The sequence below is a fragment of the Arthrobacter sp. Bz4 genome, assembly GCF_003075455.1.
GTDB lineage: Bacteria > Actinomycetota > Actinomycetes > Actinomycetales > Micrococcaceae > Arthrobacter_D.
This window is the reverse complement of the sequence record NZ_QDAE01000017.1, coordinates 1-17,798: the sequence shown is the minus strand read 5'-3', so window position 1 is coordinate 17,798 and position 17,798 is coordinate 1. Positions and strand designations below refer to the sequence as shown.

Genomic DNA, 17,798 nt, shown 5'->3' with positions numbered 1-17,798 from the left:
ACTGAACTCCGGGTCAGCGAGCGCCGCATCGCTTTCGAGTAGCCGCGGCGGTGCCGGGCAGACGCCCGTGTACTCGCCCGCTGGCACCTCAGCGACCGGGATGGGGAATTGCGCCGCAGCACCCGTTGGGTCGAGGACGGCGACGCCGGCCACCAGCGCGCCGCTGGTACCGACCAGGAGAACTCCCGCGCCTATTCCGACAGCCCGCCGCAGTGTACCGGCACCGGCCCGCCGCCGCTTGATCCGCGGTCGTGACGCCGGCTCGATTTCAGCTCCCGGTTCGGTCATGACCGTCCCCTTCCGCTGAGTATCGATACTTCGTCAGGTGTTTCGCCGAGCCGGGCTGTTTCGCCGGGGCTGGATGACTCGCCGAGGTGAGGTGATCCACCGTCCGCCGGGGACACGGTATCCGCCGCTTCATCCTCAGATTCATCGGCCGAAGGCGGGACCAGTGCGACCGGCTGGCCGCGACGCCCGGGGTAGGCCCGCACGAATCGTGGCCGCGATGGCATGGGGATCGCCAGCAGAACGGTGAGTCCGATCACGAGGGCAGAGCCAATCGCAGCCCACGGCTCCCAGGGTGTCTCGTAGCTGACTTCGACCCTGCCGCCGTCTGCCGGTAAGGCGAATGCCTGGGACCAGCCGGATTCAACTGAGTCAAGGACACGCCCATCGAGGGTGGCCTGCCAGCCGGCGTCGGCGCGTTCGGCCAGCACCAGGGTGCGGTCCGCCGAGCCAGCCGGAATGATCGAGGTGACAGTCGCGGGCCCTGAATCGACTACTACTGAGGTGGTTCCGTCGGCCTCCACGATCCGCGCGCGCGCTCCGGTGGTCGAGCCTTCAACCGTGGGGGTCTCAGGCGCTGCCACGTTTTCCTCACTCGAGGGGGGTACCACGCGCCAGAGCCAACCGGAGTTGGTATTTCCTACCGCGACGAGTCCAGGCACTGAGTCAATCTGACCCGCAAGTACTTCCGCCGCCGAGTCCGATTGCTGCAACACCACGAACCCCACCCCCAGTTGGCTGAGTTCCTCCCGTGGGTCGTACCCGGAGCCAGCCACGATGACCGCGACGGTGCTTCTGATGACGGCGGTCGCCTCGTCGTCCTCGCGGAGGTCTGCGGACCCCAGTGGGCCGTACAGGCCGCGGGCCGAATAGAGCTGCGAGAGCTGATCGAGGGTGGTGCCGCCGCTGCGCATCAGGGCGGCGCTGACGTTATTGCTGCCGTCGACGTTCAGGACCAGGGACTTGGTGCGCTCTGAACTGTTCCCACGGTCGGCAGCGGTCGCGGGCAGAGTGCGTTCGGTGCTGGCTGCGACCAGCATGTCGGCGCCGAAGCGGGTACCCTGCGGGTCGGAATCGCTTGCGCCGGCGGCCGGATCCGTGGTCGCGGCAGCAACGCTGTCGGCTGGTGACGGCACCGCCCAAAGCGCCAGACTCACCGCCGGACCGAGTGCGAGGAGGACGGCGGCGGCCACTAGTGCAGGGCCGGTCCGTCGTCGCGGTGCGGTGGCGTCGGCCCGGGCGCGACGAGCGGTCCGTAGCTGGTGGGCGGAGATCGCCTTGTCTCCCCCGATCACGGCGGCTGCGGCGATGGCGAGCATCAACACCGAGACGAGAGGGCCGGTGAAGGGGGTGATCAGCGCCGAGGACCCCACTGACACTGCGACAAAAGACAGGACAGTGGTGAGCACCAATGCTCCAAGGCCAAGAAGCCAGAGCCCCAAAGCCATCGCGGTCCCGCGGCCGGGGATAAACAGGGCTGCAACGGCCAGCAGGATTGCCGGCCCGCCAACGAGCAGTGCTACCAGCAACGCCCACGGACCGTCAGGAAGGAAGGGCAGCGCTGCGATCGGGGCCAGCGGTTCGAAGGCAACCGGGTAGCCCAGCAGTTGCTGCCACAGTTCAGCCCCGACGAAGGGAACCGGCACACCCGGATCGCCCAGAACGGCCCGTAGCTGGTTTGTGGTTGAGGCGATGAACGGAACGAACAGAGCCAGGGGTGGCAGTAAGGACCACCACAGGGTTTTCGCCCGGCGACGCAGCAACAGCATCGCGCCGAGTACCCCTACCGCCAGGAGTGGGAGCAGCGACGGCGCGCCAGCTGTGATCACCGCCAGCAGGAGCCCTGCAGTAGCCGCGGCGGTCCAACTGGGCACCCCGTTGATGCCTGGTTTCAGCATCACCTCGACGGGGCGACGACGGGCATACGCGTCGTCGGCGTCGTGAGCGGGAAAACTTGGCACAGCACTGGGATGCGTCCTGTCGCCAGGCTGCAGGTGGGCGCCCAGCTGCGGCGCCCGAGCGGCCCCGACTGCACGGAGCAGGGCCAGCCCAGCCAGTGGCAGGAGCAGGTGTGCGATCAACGCACCCAGCCGGCCACTGCCCAGCGCCACCTGAAGCGCTGGTGCTGCTGCCCAGAAAAACGCGGCCCAAAAGCGCAGTCCCCTGCTCCAGGTCAACGCTCCGGTGGCGAACCATGCGGACAGCCCGGCGAGTGGCAGGGCCAGCAGCATCAGGGTGACCAGCACAGCGTTTCCGTTACCCAGGCCGAGGGCGGCCAGCAGCCACAGCACATAGCCGAAGGGATCACCGTGTCCCGACATGCCTGAACCCAGGGTGATCCACCAGGTCGAGGCGTTTTGCCAGATATCGACCATGCTGGTGGAGACCGGCAGGAGTGCTCCCCCGGCCAACGCGGGAGCACCGATGAACCGGTACAGCGCGACCACTGAGACAGCGGCAAGGGCCAGCGCTGCGGCAACCGCTCCGACACCAACCCAGGTGCGGGAAGGTGCGACGAGTGAGCTGAAATCTTCGGCGGCGTCGCCTGACGGGATGTAGGTGCTTTGCTCGTCGGCAATGGCCTGCTCGCTGAGATGACCCTCAGCGGAGAAGGCCTCTAGCACCGAGCGGCGGTGGGACCAGACTTCACGGCGGCTGGTGCGCAGCGCCCGCACCACACTGCGAGGGCGCTTCTTCGTGAGGGCTACCCGGCGCCGGGACCTGAACAGGTCAACCGGGCGGAGCACTGCGGCGATGCTCGCGAACAACTGGCTGAACCCATACCCCGGGTCCTTGGCCAACAGGCCCATGAGGAGCCGGCCGAACCCACCAATCACCGCGCCGACCGCGAGGAACGGGATCTTCCACAGCGTCGCGTGCTTTAACCGCAGATAGACCTCAGCCTTGCGGGCGGCGCGCTGGGCGGCGGTGGGATGCAGACGCGGTTCGGCGTGGCGCATGACCGCGCTGGGAACGACCACCACGCGGTGCCCGGCCAGCCGGTTACGCCAGCAGAAGTCGACGTCGTCGCCGGTACCGGGCAGCGCCGGGTCGAAACCTCCGAGCGCCTCCCAAACATCACGGCGGACCAGCATGCCCGCCGAGTTGACGGCAAAGACGTCGCTCCGCGAATCGTATTGGCCCTGATCAAGTTCATCGACGTCAATCAAGGTCACCCGTTCGGCCCAGCGGCTGATGGACAGACCGACGTCGATGATCTTTCGACGGTTGTCCCATTCGACCTGTTTCGAACCGGCCACCGTGACCGAGGGAGCGCGCTCGACGGCGAGCAGGAGTTCATCAAGGGCGTTCGGCTCGGGCGCCGAATCGTCATGGAGTAGCCAGATCCACTCGTGGGTGTCGTCGGCGGTGGATCGCGAGGGAACCTCGGCGAGACCTACCCGGACTGCTGCACCAAAACCGGCTCTCGCCGCCGAGCCGACCACTGGGCTGCCGACCGGAAGCTCCAACTGCAGGATCGACGCCGAATCGTCAGTGGACCCGGCGTCGACGCCGACGACGAAGTTGGGCTGGTACCGCTGTGCTCTAAGTGCCGCGATGGTGGCTGGAAGAAAAGCTGAGCCGTTGTGGGTAACCACAACGGCTGTGACGCGGGGGTGCTGCAGAATTAGACCGCTCGCTTTCGTAACCGGCGCCGTTCGCGCTCGGACAGCCCACCCCAGATGCCGAAACGTTCGTCGTTGGCGAGTGCATACTCAAGGCACTGCGACCGCACGTTGCAGGCACCGCAAACCTTCTTGGCGTCGCGGGTGGAACCACCCTTTTCAGGGAAGAACGCTTCAGGGTCTGTCTGCGCGCAGAGCGAGTCAGCCTGCCAGCCGAGCTCACCCTCGTCGTCGAAGTCCTGGCCAATCCCGGGGAGCCCAATCCACACCGACTGGTCGCTGCGCGCCGGTGCCTGCCTCGACGGCGACGAGATGCGTTCGGGGGCCAATAGATCGGAGGGCATCGGATCGGCTGGCGCATCGGGCAGTTCAACTTCGCTGGGGTCATCAGCCAGGGCCTCGTGCGCCGTCAGGAAGGCAGTGGCCTGATCCTCCAGCGAGCTCTCGGTGCTACGCCGGTAACGTTCAGCCGCATCAGGGTCCGCCGGATCGACAAACCAGTCGCTCGGCACCCCACGTGATCCGTAACGAGCCGATGCCTGTGCCTCGATGGTCGTACGGTCGTGGACCTTCTCTGCCTGTCCCATGTCAGCCCTCCCGGTGTTGCCGCTCCAGCAGCTACTGTGGTGGATTCAGGCACGACTGCTGAGCAAAAAGGTGTTTTGCGAGAGGCATGCGGCCCAAGTATCCGATGTGCTGGAACTTTCCGATACCTAATTACACGCGTGTAATACGTATTCAGTCAAGCGCTGGGAGGAATCTTATAGAGTTATTTCCCGGGAACCCGTTCACGCCACGCTGAGAGTTTGTCACGATGGCGGCGGCGTGTCCCCCGCGACACTGGCGATTCGTCCCTGCCAGGAAAATCAGCCAGAAAATACGGAAAAATAAAATTCGCCAGGAAGGCCCCAACCGGTCATGGATTCAGCCACACCAGTCCCCCAGCTCATGAATCAACTCCGCACGGTGAACCCGTCGGCTCCGCGCCTGATCTGGTATGGGCCGGGCAGTGAGCGGATCGAGCTCTCCGGCCGAGTACTGGACAACTGGGTGGCCAAGACCTCCAACCTCCTGGTCGAAGAACTGGACGCCACCGCCGGCACCCGGGTTGCGCTGCAGCTGCCGGGCCATTGGAAAACCCTCGTATGGGCCCTGGCCTGCTGGCAGGTAGGGGCCATACCAGTCGACGGCTCCGCCGGATCGGACCAGCCGGTGGACATAGTGGTGAGTTCCTCCGACGCCGCGACGGTAACCGGACCAACCCAGCTTCTGGTGCTGGTAGCTCTCGGCGCGCTCGACCTGAAGTGGCCAGGGCAGCTCCCGGCCGGGGCGGTCGACTATGCCGCCGAGGTCCGCAGCTATGGGGATGAGTTCTTCGATCTTCCGCCAGCTGACGCAGACCGGCTGGCCGTGGAGCAGGATGGCATGGGGCTGGGCATGCAGGTCCTCTTCGATCGCGCCTCCGCCTGCGGCTGGACGCCCGCCGGCGTTTTACTGGTGCCGGCAGACCTGCCGCTGGAGACGGCTCTGGCCGCAGCAGTGCACTGCTGGACCACCGGGGGCACCTTGATCGTCGTCGACCCGGGTGTCGAACTGACCGAGAAACTGCTGGCTAGCGAGCGCGTTACTGATCGCGTGGGAGGGTAGGGTCCCCCGACGGGCTGTCCAGCGAATCGACAATCCTGGGTCCCGCCGGAGCGCCGCTTGTCTCGCTCACTTGACCATCAGTGCTTCTTTCGTCGGGGTGGCCGAAGAGTTCACGGTCGTGGCTGAAGGCGGGGTCCTCGTCGAGTTCGACGTTGAACACCCAGAACCGGTAGGCGACGAAGCGCAGGATCGTGGCGAGCACTGTGCCGACGATCCCGGCAAAGAACAGGGTGGGTCGGTCAGTGATGTCGAGCGGATACTTGGCGATCCAGACACAACCCGCCGCGATTCCCATTCCGATGACGTTGATGAACACGAACATGGTCAGTTCGCGCATCGGGTTGGCCTGCCTGCGGCGCCTGAAGGTCCAGTAACGGTTGGCGATCCAGGAGAAAACGGTAGCGACTGACGCGGAGACGAAACGCGCCTTGACCTCGCTGTCTGCCATGGGGCCGTGGATCAGGTACCAGAACAGTCCGTTGTCGATCACAAACGCCACACCGCCAACAGCACCAAACTTGGCGACCTCTCGCCAGAACAGGGAGGCTAGGCCCCTGATACGCTCTGCCACTCTGGAAAACATGACCCTCCGCGGTCCGGTTGCATGACTGGTTCACCTTGATCGCGGACATGCAATCGTGAATGAAGTACCACCATGCTCCATGCATAACGGCCAGTGAGTTATTTTAGCCGTCAAGCATGGGAGATTCCTAGAAACCCTCCCGGCGCAGGCTTCGCATACCAGCGCACCGCCGAGCAGTGGGTACCCTGAATACGTGACTTTCCCAGTAATAGGCGTAGTTGGCGGCGGCCAGTTAGCCCGAATGATGGCCCCCGCCGCTGTCCAGCTCGGCTTCACCCTCCGTGTCCTTGCCGAAGGCCCTGACGTCTCGGCGGTAGCCGCTGTCGCCTCCTCGACCATTGGTGACTACCGCAACCTCGACGATCTCCGGGACTTTGCCAGCGGTGTGGATGTGCTGACCTTCGACCACGAACACGTCCCCGGCGACCTGCTCAGGGCGCTGCAGTCCGACGGCGTCAACGTGCAACCGCAGCCCGAGGCCCTCGCCCACGCACAGGACAAAATTGTGATGCGCCGCGCCATCGACCGGATGGGGCTCCCCAATCCTGAGTGGGCTGAGGTCTCTTCGGTCGAGGAACTGTGCGTTTTCGGGGACCGGATTGGGTGGCCTGTGGTCCTGAAGACCCCCCGCGGTGGGTACGACGGTAAGGGCGTCATGGTGCTCGACACACCGGCCGACGCCGGCCGCGCCGCCGCGTGGTTCCAGGGCAGCCCGCTGCTCGCCGAAGCCAAGGTCGAGTTCAGCCGTGAGCTGTCGGCCCTGGTGGCCCGCACCCCGTCCGGGGCCTCCCGGGCCTGGCCGGTCGTTCACTCGATCCAGGTGGACGGGGTCTGCGATGAAGTAATCGCGCCCGCTGCCGACCTCCCCGCGGACCTTGCGGCGTCGATCGGTGCGGCCGCGCTCAGAATCGCCGATGAGTTGGGGGTGACCGGAGTAATGGCGGTCGAACTCTTCCAGACCCCGGGCACCGATACCGGCTTCATGGTGAATGAGCTGGCCATGCGCCCGCACAACTCCGGCCACTGGACCATGGACGGCTCAGTCACCGGACAATTCGAGCAGCATCTTCGCGCGGTCCTTGACCTGCCCCTGGGCGACACCCGAACGCTGGGTACCGTGACAGTGATGAAGAACTATCTCGGTGGCGACAACGTTGATCTCTTTAGCGCCTACCCCGCGGCCCTGGCGGCTGAACCAGCTGCGAAAATTCATTCCTACGGCAAGGATGTGAGGCCCGGCCGCAAGATCGGCCACGTCAATGCAGTGGCTCTGGCAGGCGAAAGCCTCGAAACCGTCCGGAACAGGGCGGAACGAACTGCGGCTATTCTCCGGAATGGGCCCGCCAGTTCAAAGACCCGGAAGGAAAACGCGTGAATAATCCGTTGGTAGGGCTCGTCATGGGGTCGGATTCGGACTGGCCGGTCATGGAGGCGGCGGCGCAGGCCCTGACCGAATTTGGGGTCGCCTTCGAGGCCGACGTCGTCTCAGCCCACCGGATGCCCACCGAAATGATCGCGTACGGGCAACAGGCACAGGAACGGGGCCTGCGGGTCATCATCGCCGGCGCGGGCGGCGCCGCGCACCTGCCTGGAATGCTGGCCTCGGTGACCGTGCTGCCGGTGATTGGCGTGCCGGTACCGCTAAAGTACCTCGACGGAATGGATTCCCTCCTGTCGATCGTTCAGATGCCTGCCGGAGTGCCAGTTGCCGCCGTCTCAATTGGTGGTGCCCGCAACGCTGGGCTGCTCGTCGTGCGGATGCTTGCGGCCGGCGAGGACAGCCTGGCGCAACGCCTCCGAGGCGAGCTCGTCGATTTTGCGGCCGGCTTGAGGGAGACCGCCGTTCAAAAGGGTGCGGCCCTTCGGGCGCGAGCGACCCTGCCCGAGGAGAGCGGCGTATGAGCCAGGCTTCCGACCCGGAGGGGCAATGGTTGCTCACAGACCCGGTTCGCTACCCGGAGTCAGCGACACCCAGGGTCCGCACCAAACGCGCCTTCGTCCTGCTATTGCTGACCCTGGTTCTTCCTGGCTCGGCGCAGATTGTCGCCGGCGATCGGGGCTTGGGCCGGCGGGCGCTTCTGGTGACCTTCGCGGTCTGGCTGGCGGTGTTGGCCGCTATCGTCATCGCGGTCACCAACCGGACAGCACTGGTGAGCGCGGTGACCCACCAGTGGTGGTCACTCATCCTGATTATCGTGTTGCTGGTACTTGCCGTGTCCTGGGCCATTCTCTTCCTGAACACCCTGCGGATTATCAGGCCCCCTCTGCTGGAGCGATCCATGCGTCCGGTTGTCGCCGGATCATTGGTGGCACTGATGGTGGTTACCAGCGGATCCCTTGCCTACGGCGCGTATCTGCTCAATGTGAGCCGTGGCACCTTCGGCTCCATCTTTCAGGCCGGGCCCGCATTCGATCCGGTTGATGGGCGGTACAACTTCCTGCTGATGGGCGGCGACGCCGGTGAGGACCGGACCGGACGCCGGCCCGACAGCATTTCGGTGATCAGCGTCGATGCGTCTTCCGGGGCCACAGTGACCTTCAGCATCCCCCGCAACTTCCAGAATGCCCCGTTCACCGAGGATTCCCCCCTGTGGCAGATCTACCCGGACGGGTACAACTGCGGCGATGAATGCATTATCAACAGCCTTTACCCGATAGTCGCCCAGGACCATGCCGACCTCTACCCGGAGTCCGACGATCCGGGAGCGGAAGCGATGATGGATGCCGCCGGCGGCATCCTGGGGATCGAGGTACAGGCCTACATCCTGGTCGACATGGAAGGCTTCTCCCAGGTCATCGACGCCATGGGCGGAATCACCATCGACGCTGGCGGGTGGGTTCCGATCACCGCCGCAGAGATCCCCGGCACCAACCCGATCCGGCACTATCCGCCCTCCGGGTGGATTGCCCCCGGTGTGCAGACCCTCGATGGGTACCACGCGCTCTGGTACGCACGATCCCGGGAGTTCGTCACCGATTATCACCGCATCGCCCGCCAGCAGTGCGTCCAGCAGGCCATGATCGCCCAACTGGATCCGGCGACCGTCCTTACCCGGTTCGAGGATCTGGCCAGTGCCGGCGCTGACATCGTCGAAACCGACATCCCCCTGGACCAGTTGGGGAGCTTCGTCGACCTTGCCCTGAAAGCGAAGGACCACGAAACCCGTCGCCTGACTATCGGCCCACCCGACTTCGGCACGGCCGCAGACAACTTCGTCACCTATCCGGTGTTCGAGGAAATCCATCAGCGGGTGCAGCAGACCCTGGCGAAAACCACCGGGGCCGAACCGGCAGCAGACGCACCCGTCCCAGCTGAACTGGAGGCAGCCACAGCGGTGTCGGTCTTCAAACCGGCGGAACCAACCATCGTCCCCGCGCAGGTGACCGCCCCGGAAATTACTGAAGAGTACCTGCAGCAGCTGGCCACCATCGGGGATGTTGCAACCCTCAGCACCCTGTTGGACAACAACGGGGAATGCAGTCCCGCCTAAGGAAACGAGTCAGCCATGTACCTGCTGGAGAACACGCTGCGGCCCTACGCCTGGGGCTCCGAGACGGCTATCGCTGAGCTGCTCGGCCGGGTCCCCTCGGGGGGTCCCGAAGCTGAACTCTGGGTGGGAGCACACCCAGACTCACCCTCCCAGGTGGTGCTGGAGGACGGTACCCGCCAGCTCCTGGACCAGTTGATCGCCTCCGACCCGGAGCGGGCGCTTGGCAACGAAGCCGTGCAGCGTTTCGGTGACCGGCTGCCATTCCTGCTGAAGGTCCTCGCCGCCGCGGCGCCGCTGTCCCTCCAGGTCCACCCGAGCAGCACCCAAGCTGCGGCCGGGTTTGCGGCCGAGAACGCTGCCGGCATACCTGCCGACGCTCCGCACCGCAATTACCGGGACGGGTTCCACAAACCCGAGATGATATTCGCGCTCACCCCGTTTGAGGCTCTGTGCGGGTTCCGGCCCGTGTCCGAAGCCGCTGACGTGTTCGAGCGGTTGATCTCAGCCGTTGAGGCCACCGGGGCCAGCGCGCCCGCGCTACTCGCCGACGTCGTTAGCGACCTCAAGGGAGCGGATCAGCGGGAGGCCCTTCGTGGCGCCTTCACCCGTCTGCTGACCACGGCCGATGCCACTCAGGCCGCCGAGTCAGTCGCGACGGCGCTGGCATCGGTACCCGGCAGGGACGCCGCGACCGTGCGCGAACTCACCGACCACTATCCAGGCGACCCCGGCGTCCTCGTCGCCCTGCTGTTGAACCGGGTGTCATTGGATCCCGGTCAGGCCATCTACCTTCCGGCCGGGAACGTCCACGCCTACCTCAGCGGCCTGGGGATTGAGGTGATGGCTGCCTCGGATAACGTGCTGCGGGGTGGGCTGACCCCGAAACACGTTGACGTTCCCGAGTTGCTGAAGACGGTGCGCTTCGAATCGGTCAGCGTGCCGGCCGTCGAGGTCCGGCACACGGGGCTTGGCCAGGAACTGCACTGCCCGCCGTTCGATGAATTCGCCCTGCAACGCCTTGAGCTCCGCGCCGGGTCGGATTCAATGGCCTCCGCTGATGTACCCCTGGCCCAGAACGGTCCGGTGTTGGTGCTGGCCGTCTCGGGCAGCATCGTCCTTGACTCCCCTCGCGGCGACCTGCTCGTGCCTCGCGGTTCCAGTGCCTTCGTCCCGGCCAACGAGGCTCCCGTCATGGTCAAGCTCGCCGCCGGTACCGGGCCCGACACCGATCAGGACGACGACGGCGCCCTCGCCTTCGCGGTGACTCTCGCCGGCTGAGCTCCACCACCTGGGACCTTGCATCGGCTCCGGGGCGCAGAAAAGTGGCCTCCCCGCATCTGAGTGGTTGGCCCACCACTTATCTGCACCCCAGCCACTTTTCTGCGGGCCGGAGTGTAGCCCAGCCACTTTTCTGCGACGCCGGGGTGCAGCGCAGCCCTTTGCGGCCCGAGTCCCTAAGATAGATGGGTGACTGCTTCCCTCGTGGCGAAGGACCTCTCCGGAGGCCACGCCCACCGCACTCTTTTCTCCGGCCTGAATCTGACGGTGGCACCGGGCGACGTCGTCGGCGTTGTCGGCGCCAATGGTGCGGGTAAATCGACGCTGCTCCGGCTCCTCGCTGGCGCCGACGACCCGCTCGGCGGCAGCGTGACCACCACCCCCACTGATGCGTTTGTCGGATGGTTACCGCAGGAGCAGGAACGACTTCCTGACGAGACCATCGGGGGCTACCTCGGTCGGCGGACGGGAACGACGGCGGCCACCGCGGCGATGGAAGCCGCCGCCGACGAACTGGCCTCCGGAACCCAGGCAGCCAATGACACTTATGGGGCCGCCCTCGACCACTGGATGGCGTGTGGGGCCGCCGATCTCGCCGACCGCGTCCCCCAGGTACTGGCTGAGCTTGGCCTGACGCTCGGACCTGACACCCCGATGACCGGTCTCTCAGGCGGGCAGGCTGCCCGGGTGTCGTTGGCGGCGCTGCTGCTCAGCCGCTTCGACATCGTGCTCCTCGACGAGCCCACCAATGACCTGGATCTGGCTGGCCTTGCGCGCCTGGAGGAGTTTGTACGGGGTCTGCGTGGCGGTGTTGTCCTGGTCTCGCACGACCGCGAGTTCCTGGCCCGCTGCATCACCACGGTGGTGGAACTTGACCTGGCCCAGGGCAGTGTTGCCGTCTACGACGGCGGGTACGACGCGTATCTTGAGGAACGCGCCGTCGCGAAACGTCATGCGCGGGAAGCCTACGAGGAGTTCGCCGACAAGAAGTCCGACCTTGTCTCCCGCGCCCGCACCCAGCGGGAGTGGAGTTCCCAGGGCGTCCGCAACGCGATGAAGAAGAGCCCGGACAATGACAAGATTCGCCGGCGCGCGAGCATGGAATCCTCGGAGAAGCAGGCGCAAAAGGTCCGGCAGATGGAATCGCGGATTTCCCGCCTCGACGAGGTGGCCGAACCGCGCAAGGAATGGCAGCTGCAGTTCAGCATCGGCTCCGCTCCGCGCTCCAGCTCGGTGGTGGCAACCCTCAACCGCGCGGTCGTCAGCCGCGGCGGGTTCACTCTCGGGCCGGTCACGCTGCAGGTCAATGCCGGGGACCGGATTGGGATTACCGGGCCGAACGGTGCGGGGAAATCGACCCTGCTGGCCCTGCTGCTGGGTCAGTTGGTGCCCGACGACGGCGGCGCCGGGCTGGGCGCGAGCGTCGCAGTGGGAGAGATTGATCAAGCCCGCGGCGTGTTTGCGGAGTCCGAACCGTTGGGCGATGCGTTTGAAGCGCTGGTCCCGAGCCTCAACCGGGCTGAGGTCCGCACCTTGCTGGCCAAGTTCGGGCTCAAGGCCGACCAGGTCAGCGGTACCGTGGGCAGCCTCTCCCCCGGGGAGCGCACCCGTGCCGCGCTGGCCCTCCTGCAGTCCCGCGGAGTGAACCTGCTGGTGCTTGACGAGCCCACAAACCATCTCGACCTGCCGGCCATTGAACAGCTGGAGGAGGCACTCGAGAACTACGATGGTGCGCTGCTCCTGGTCTCCCATGACCGGCGCCTGCTCGAGAATGTCAGGCTGGACTCCCGCTGGGCCGTGGCCGACGGTCAGGTCACCGCCAACTAGCCTAGGAGCGTCCGGGCAGCTTCGCCTTCAGCTTCGCTGCAGTGGCCTGGGCGAGGCGCACTCCGTCCCGGGCCAACGGCATTGCCCGGGAATACAGGGGGTAGAGGGGCGAGAGCGGCTTGTCCCAGGTTCCGGCCAGCTGGTTCTCGTGCTTGGCCCAGCCCATCTTGAACTTGGATACTCCGTCGTTGAGCAGCCCGTTGAAGTCGTAGCGCACCGCGCCGCGCTCCTTCATGGACTGAATTGCCAACCACTTCAGGGCATAGTTGGCCCGCAACTGCTCCCCCTCGGGAGTCATCCCCCCATAGAGTTCGAAGATCGTGTGATCGCTGGCGGACAGCCAGAGGAACGCGACGACGTCGTCGCCCTGGAAAGCGGCGATCACCGGCGACGCGCTGCCAAGGTTGTCGTAGATGTCCAGATAGTAGGGATTCTCGTGGATGCCGAACCCCGCCCGCTCGGCAGTCTGTCGATAGACGGCAAGGCACCGGGGCAACTCCGCACGGGTCACCTGCCGGTACTCGAGGTCCTCCCGGCCGGACTTCCTGATGTATTGGCGGTGCTTTTTACTCATCCCGGCGAGCAGCTCATCCTCACTGAGGGTGAGGTCGAGGATGAGGGTACGGCCGATCAGGATGGTGTTCGCGGTGCTGCGCCACCCGGCTGCCGGCAGTGCCATGGCGGGAGCCGCATCGGCATCCCAGTCGGGTTCGATGCTCAACGCCACTGGCCGGTGCGCCTGGCGGACATAGACTTCCAGCGCGCCCAGCACGTCGGCCTCGCGCCCCGGCACTGTCTGTGGCCCGCGCGGGCAGTACGCCAGGGACCTGAACGGCACGGGAAGCTTGCGGAGCAGCACCTGTGCGCAGCCCACCAGTACGCCGTCGTCCTGCATCAGCACCCGGTCAACACTCCACCCGTGGGCGGCCTTGGTCTTGCCCCAGCCCCAGAGCTGCTGGGGGTGCCCCAGCAGCTCATTCACAGCGGAGTCCCACCGGGACTCGTCGACGCATTGCACAACAGTAAGGGTCATGCCCTCAACCCTAGCGCTGATCGAGAACCCGCCGGGCGTCCTACTTCAGACGCGCGTAGCTTTCCCACTTGTGGGCCTGGTGCTCGCCGTCGACCACGCGGATGGTTCCCGACTTGGACCGCATCACGATGGACTGGGTCAGGACTTTACCCTTGTTGTAACGGACACCGCGCACCAGATCGCCGTCGGTGATGCCGGTGGCAGCGAAGTAGCAGTTGTCACTGGTTACCAGGTCTGAGGTGGACATCACCCGATCAAGGTCGTGACCGGCGTCGATGGCCTTCTGTTTTTCCTCATCGCTGGTGGGCCACAACCGGCCCTGGATCACTCCGCCCAGCGATTTGATGGCGCAGGCAGCAACGATGCCCTCGGGGGTGCCGCCGATACCCATCAGGGCGTCGACGTCGGTGCCCTCACGCGCTGCCGCAATGGCTCCGGCCACGTCGCCGTCCATGATGAACTTGGTGCGCGCACCAGCGGCACGGATTTCGTCGACCAGGGGACGGTGGCGGTCGCGGTCCAGAATCATCACTGTCACCTGGTTGACCGACTTGCCCTTGGCTTTGGCGATCAGGTGCAGGTTCTGCTTGACGGGGAGGCGCAGATCAACCATGTCGGCGGCCTCCGGGCCGGTAACCAGCTTCTCCATGTAGAACACGGCGGAAGGGTCAAACATGGTGCCGCGCTCGGCGACCGCAAGCACCGCAATCGCATTGTTGATGCCGAGCGCGGTGAGGCGGGTGCCATCGATCGGGTCGACAGCGACGTCGCACTCGGGGCCGCTACCGTCCCCGACCCGCTCGCCGTTGTACAACATGGGGGCTTCGTCCTTCTCCCCCTCGCCAATGACCACGACGCCGTTGAAGTGGACCGTTGACAGGAGCGAGCGCATGGCGTCGACTGCTGCACCATCCGCTTTGAGCTTGTCGCCGTACCCGACCCAATGGCCACCGGCGATGGCCGCAGCTTCGGTCACACGGACCAGTTCCAGGGCGAGGTTGCGGTCCGGCTCGTCGTCGCCGACCGCCAGCGAGCGGGAGAGCGTTGAATACTGGGCTGATTTGGCGTTGTTGGACACGTCAATCCTCATCGTCGAAGCGGTGCTGTGCCATTGCTGGCGAAAGCTGCGGGACTTATCCCCTGCCGCAATCATAGTGGCCGCTGGTCTGCCCGCACTATGCGTGACGACGATACGAGACGGCGGGGCCCGAATAGGTGCGCACCCGCAAGTGGTGGAAAATAGATGTGTGAGCACCCCCCAGCCCGGATCGACAGAGCACCCCACCGACGGCGACGCGCGCCCCGACACTGAACCGCCAGTCACGCCGGTATTGACGCCAAAGCAGGCGAAGCGCGCCAACTCGACAGTCGTCGGCATGCTGATAGCAATTGCGGCGACCTTCGGCCTGGTGCTGCCGGTGTTGCTGTTCAATCCCACCCACACGGCCGAGACCTATGCCCGGGATATTGATGTACCGAACGTGTCGTCCGAGGCAGCGGATATTGCCGGCTATGTTCCACTGGCACCCGACCTGCCGGCAGGGTGGACCTCGAACTTCGCCCGCTGGAACACCGGCGGCAGCGACGGCGTCCCCTTCTGGGAGGTGGGCTATCTCACCCCCGAGCGGCAGTTCATCCAGCTCACCCAGACCGACAACGCCAACCCCACCTGGACGGCGCAGCGGTTCGACGGCGCCCAGGTGTCGGGCCAACGCACCATCGACACCCTCGACTGGGAACTGCTGGACAGTTCGTCGGGTGACACCTTCCTCACCGCAGAGACCGGTGAGTACACCCTGATTCTGAACGGTACCGCCGATCTCGCTGAATTCGACGTGCTCGGCGCTGCAATCCTCGACGATCTAGCCGCGTCTTAGAGTCCAATCGTGGGCTGGAACCGGCGTAAGGTTGTGCCGTGGATAACGAACTGACCCCCGTTGATGCCTGGTCCCGCCTCCGTGACGGAAACCTGCGTTTTGTTTCGGGCAGCTCCTCGCACCCGAATCAGGACGCGCTGCATCGTGCCTCTTTGGTTGACACCCAGCACCCCTTCGCTGTCATCTTCGGTTGTTCGGATTCCCGGCTGGCCGCCGAGATCATTTTCGACCTCGGCCTCGGCGACATCTTCGTGGTGCGCACCGCGGGGCAGGTCATCGACGACGCGGTGCTGGGATCCCTGGAGTTCAGTGTGAGCGTGCTGAATGTTCCGCTGATCGTGGTCCTTGGGCATGACCGCTGCGGAGCCGTCTCGGCGACCATTGACGCAATCGACTCCGGGGAGATGCCCGCCGGTTTCCTGCGCGAACTGGTGGAACGGATCACTCCCTCCGTCCTCACGTCCCGACGCAACGGGGTTACGGACATCAACGCGACGGTCGTTGAGCACATCAAACAGACCTCCAAACGCATGGTCGATTCCTCGCGGGTCATCGCCGACGCCGTCGAGAACGGCACCACAGCCGTGATAGGTGTCACCTACCGGCTTGAGGACGGCAAGGCTGAGATCGTTTCCGGATTTGGTGCCTTGTAGGATTTGGTGCCTTGTAGCCCCACCGGCGAGAATTGGCGCATGACTCAATCGCCTGGATCCGACGCCGAATTCCGTATTGAACACGACACGATGGGCGAGGTCCGGGTTCCGGTCAACGCGCTCTACCGTGCCCAGACCCAACGCGCGGTGGAAAACTTCCCCATCTCCGGCACCCGCCTCGAGCGCGCGCACATCGAAGCGCTGGCCCGCATCAAGAAGGCTGCGGCGACCGCCAACGCCGAGCTGGGAGTGCTCGACGACGAGCGCGCCCGTGCCATCGAGGCCGCAGCTGAAGAGGTGGCCCAGGGACTCTACGACGGCGACTTCCCCGTCGACATTTACCAGACTGGTTCCGGCACATCGTCGAACATGAACATCAACGAGGTCATTGCCACCCTGGCGAGCCGTGCCCTTGCCGCCGCGGGCAGCGAAACCTCGGTGCACCCCAACGACCACGTCAACGCCTCACAGTCGTCCAACGATGTGTTCCCAACGTCCGTCCATGTGGCCGCGGCGTCGGCACTGACCAAGGACCTGGTCCCGGCACTGGAACACCTCGCAGCATCGCTGGAACGGAAAGCCGACGAGTTCAAGACCGTGGTCAAGTCCGGTCGCACCCACCTGATGGATGCGACGCCGGTGACCCTGGGCCAGGAGTTTGGCGGCTACGCCGCCCAGGTGCGGTACGGCGTCGAGCGCATCCAGGCTTCCCTCCCCCGGGTGGCCGAGGTACCGCTGGGTGGCACGGCCGTCGGCACCGGCATCAACACGCCGGCCGGTTTCCCTGCACGGGTCATCGAACTGCTGGCCAGCGACACCGGGCTCCCCCTCACCGAGGCACGCGATCACTTCGAGGCCCAGGCCAACCGTGACGGGCTCGTTGAGGTCTCGGGGATGCTGCGTACCATCGCCGTGTCACTGACCAAGATCAATAACGACCTGCGCTGGCTGGGATCGGGGCCCAACACCGGCCTCGGTGAGATCGCGCTGCCCGACCTGCAGCCGGGATCGTCGATTATGCCCGGCAAGGTCAACCCGGTGATCTGTGAGGCAGTCATCATGGTGTGCGCCCAGGTGATGGGCAATGACGCAACGGTGGCCATCTCCGGCACCAACGGAGCGTTCGAGCTCAACGTCGGCATCCCGGTCATCGCCCGCAACGTGCTGGAATCGGTGCGGCTGCTGAGCACCTCCACCCGTGTGATGGCCGACAAGATGATCGACGGCATCACCGCCAATGAGGAGCGGGCCCGATTCCTGGCCGAGGCATCGCCGTCGATCGTGACCCCGCTGAACAAATACATCGGCTACGAGAACGCAGCCAAGATCGCCAAGAAGGCCGTCGCCGAGGGCCTCACGGTCCGGGAGGCCGTCGTCGCCCTCGGGTTTGTGGAACGCGGGGAGCTCACCGAGCAGCAGCTCGACGACTCCCTCGACGTGCTCTCCATGACCCGCCCTCCGCAGTAGCCCAGCACCACCCCCGAACGCCATAAACTGG

Annotated in this window: 14 protein-coding genes; 9 read left to right on the top strand and 5 right to left on the bottom strand. The window is 65.4% G+C overall.

From position 1 onward, the window contains the following. Positions 1-284: 284 nt before the first annotated feature. Complete coding sequence (locus DDA93_RS12370; protein WP_084442848.1) at positions 285-3,911, bottom strand: glycosyltransferase family 2 protein; 3,627 nt, start codon at positions 3,909-3,911, stop codon at positions 285-287. A gap of 2 nt (positions 3,912-3,913) precedes the next feature. Then, the gene (locus DDA93_RS12365) at positions 3,914-4,498 is read right to left on the bottom strand and encodes a WhiB family transcriptional regulator (RefSeq protein WP_019483641.1); all 585 of its coding nucleotides are present in this window, start codon (positions 4,496-4,498) and stop codon (positions 3,914-3,916) included. A 331-nt stretch (positions 4,499-4,829) separates the two neighbouring features. Between DDA93_RS12365 and DDA93_RS12360 the strand changes: the two genes are divergently transcribed. Then, positions 4,830-5,558 (top strand): TIGR03089 family protein, encoded by a 729-nt coding sequence (locus DDA93_RS12360; RefSeq protein ID WP_024476372.1) that lies wholly within the window; start codon positions 4,830-4,832, stop codon positions 5,556-5,558. On the opposite strand, the gene DDA93_RS12355 is transcribed toward DDA93_RS12360, so the two are convergent. Then, complete coding sequence (locus tag DDA93_RS12355; protein WP_019483643.1) at positions 5,536-6,141, bottom strand: GtrA family protein; 606 nt, start codon at positions 6,139-6,141, stop codon at positions 5,536-5,538. The genes DDA93_RS12360 and DDA93_RS12355 overlap by 23 nt on opposite strands. Before the next feature lie 193 nt (positions 6,142-6,334). On the opposite strand from DDA93_RS12355, the gene DDA93_RS12350 reads away from it, so the two are divergent. From DDA93_RS12350 to DDA93_RS12330, 5 genes are all read left to right on the top strand, one after another. Beyond that, positions 6,335-7,516 carry a 5-(carboxyamino)imidazole ribonucleotide synthase gene (locus DDA93_RS12350; RefSeq protein ID WP_116778938.1) on the top strand — a complete coding sequence of 394 codons (1,182 nt, stop codon included), beginning with the start codon at positions 6,335-6,337 and terminating at the stop codon, positions 7,514-7,516. Between the two features lie 23 nt (positions 7,517-7,539). Further along, entirely contained in the window at positions 7,540-8,043 is a 504-nt protein-coding gene (gene purE / locus DDA93_RS12345) for a 5-(carboxyamino)imidazole ribonucleotide mutase (RefSeq protein WP_116778951.1), read from the top strand. Beyond that, positions 8,040-9,632, top strand: a complete 1,593-nt coding sequence (locus DDA93_RS12340; protein ID WP_116778937.1) for an LCP family protein — start codon at positions 8,040-8,042, stop codon at positions 9,630-9,632. Before purE ends, DDA93_RS12340 begins: the two co-directional genes overlap by 4 nt. A gap of 15 nt (positions 9,633-9,647) precedes the next feature. Beyond that, the gene (gene manA / locus DDA93_RS12335) at positions 9,648-10,910 is read left to right on the top strand and encodes a mannose-6-phosphate isomerase, class I (protein WP_116778936.1); all 1,263 of its coding nucleotides are present in this window, start codon (positions 9,648-9,650) and stop codon (positions 10,908-10,910) included. A gap of 189 nt (positions 10,911-11,099) precedes the next feature. Then, positions 11,100-12,737 (top strand): ABC-F family ATP-binding cassette domain-containing protein, encoded by a 1,638-nt coding sequence (locus DDA93_RS12330; protein WP_116778935.1) that lies wholly within the window; start codon positions 11,100-11,102, stop codon positions 12,735-12,737. 1 nt (position 12,738) lies between these two features. On the opposite strand, the gene DDA93_RS12325 is transcribed toward DDA93_RS12330, so the two are convergent. Both DDA93_RS12325 and glpX read right to left on the bottom strand, forming a co-directional pair. Then, entirely contained in the window at positions 12,739-13,770 is a 1,032-nt protein-coding gene (locus DDA93_RS12325; protein ID WP_116778934.1) for a peptidoglycan bridge formation glycyltransferase FemA/FemB family protein, read from the bottom strand. A gap of 40 nt (positions 13,771-13,810) precedes the next feature. Continuing rightward, a complete protein-coding gene (glpX, locus tag DDA93_RS12320; protein WP_116778933.1) occupies positions 13,811-14,860 on the bottom strand; it encodes a class II fructose-bisphosphatase in 1,050 nt (349 codons plus the stop codon). Positions 14,861-15,017: 157 nt separating this feature from the next. Here glpX and DDA93_RS12315 point away from each other — a divergent pair, with 157 nt between their 5' ends. Genes DDA93_RS12315 through DDA93_RS12305 form a run of 3 tightly spaced genes read left to right on the top strand, consistent with a single transcriptional unit; the run spans position 15,018 to position 17,767 of the window. Next, on the top strand, positions 15,018-15,647 hold the full coding sequence (locus DDA93_RS12315) for a DUF4245 domain-containing protein (protein WP_243400614.1): 630 nt from the start codon (positions 15,018-15,020) through the stop codon (positions 15,645-15,647). Between the two features lie 38 nt (positions 15,648-15,685). After that, positions 15,686-16,300, top strand: coding sequence for a carbonic anhydrase (locus DDA93_RS12310; protein WP_116778932.1), 615 nt, complete (start codon positions 15,686-15,688; stop codon positions 16,298-16,300). A gap of 39 nt (positions 16,301-16,339) precedes the next feature. After that, positions 16,340-17,767 carry a class II fumarate hydratase gene (locus tag DDA93_RS12305; protein ID WP_019483653.1) on the top strand — a complete coding sequence of 476 codons (1,428 nt, stop codon included), beginning with the start codon at positions 16,340-16,342 and terminating at the stop codon, positions 17,765-17,767. Positions 17,768-17,798 lie beyond the last annotated feature (31 nt).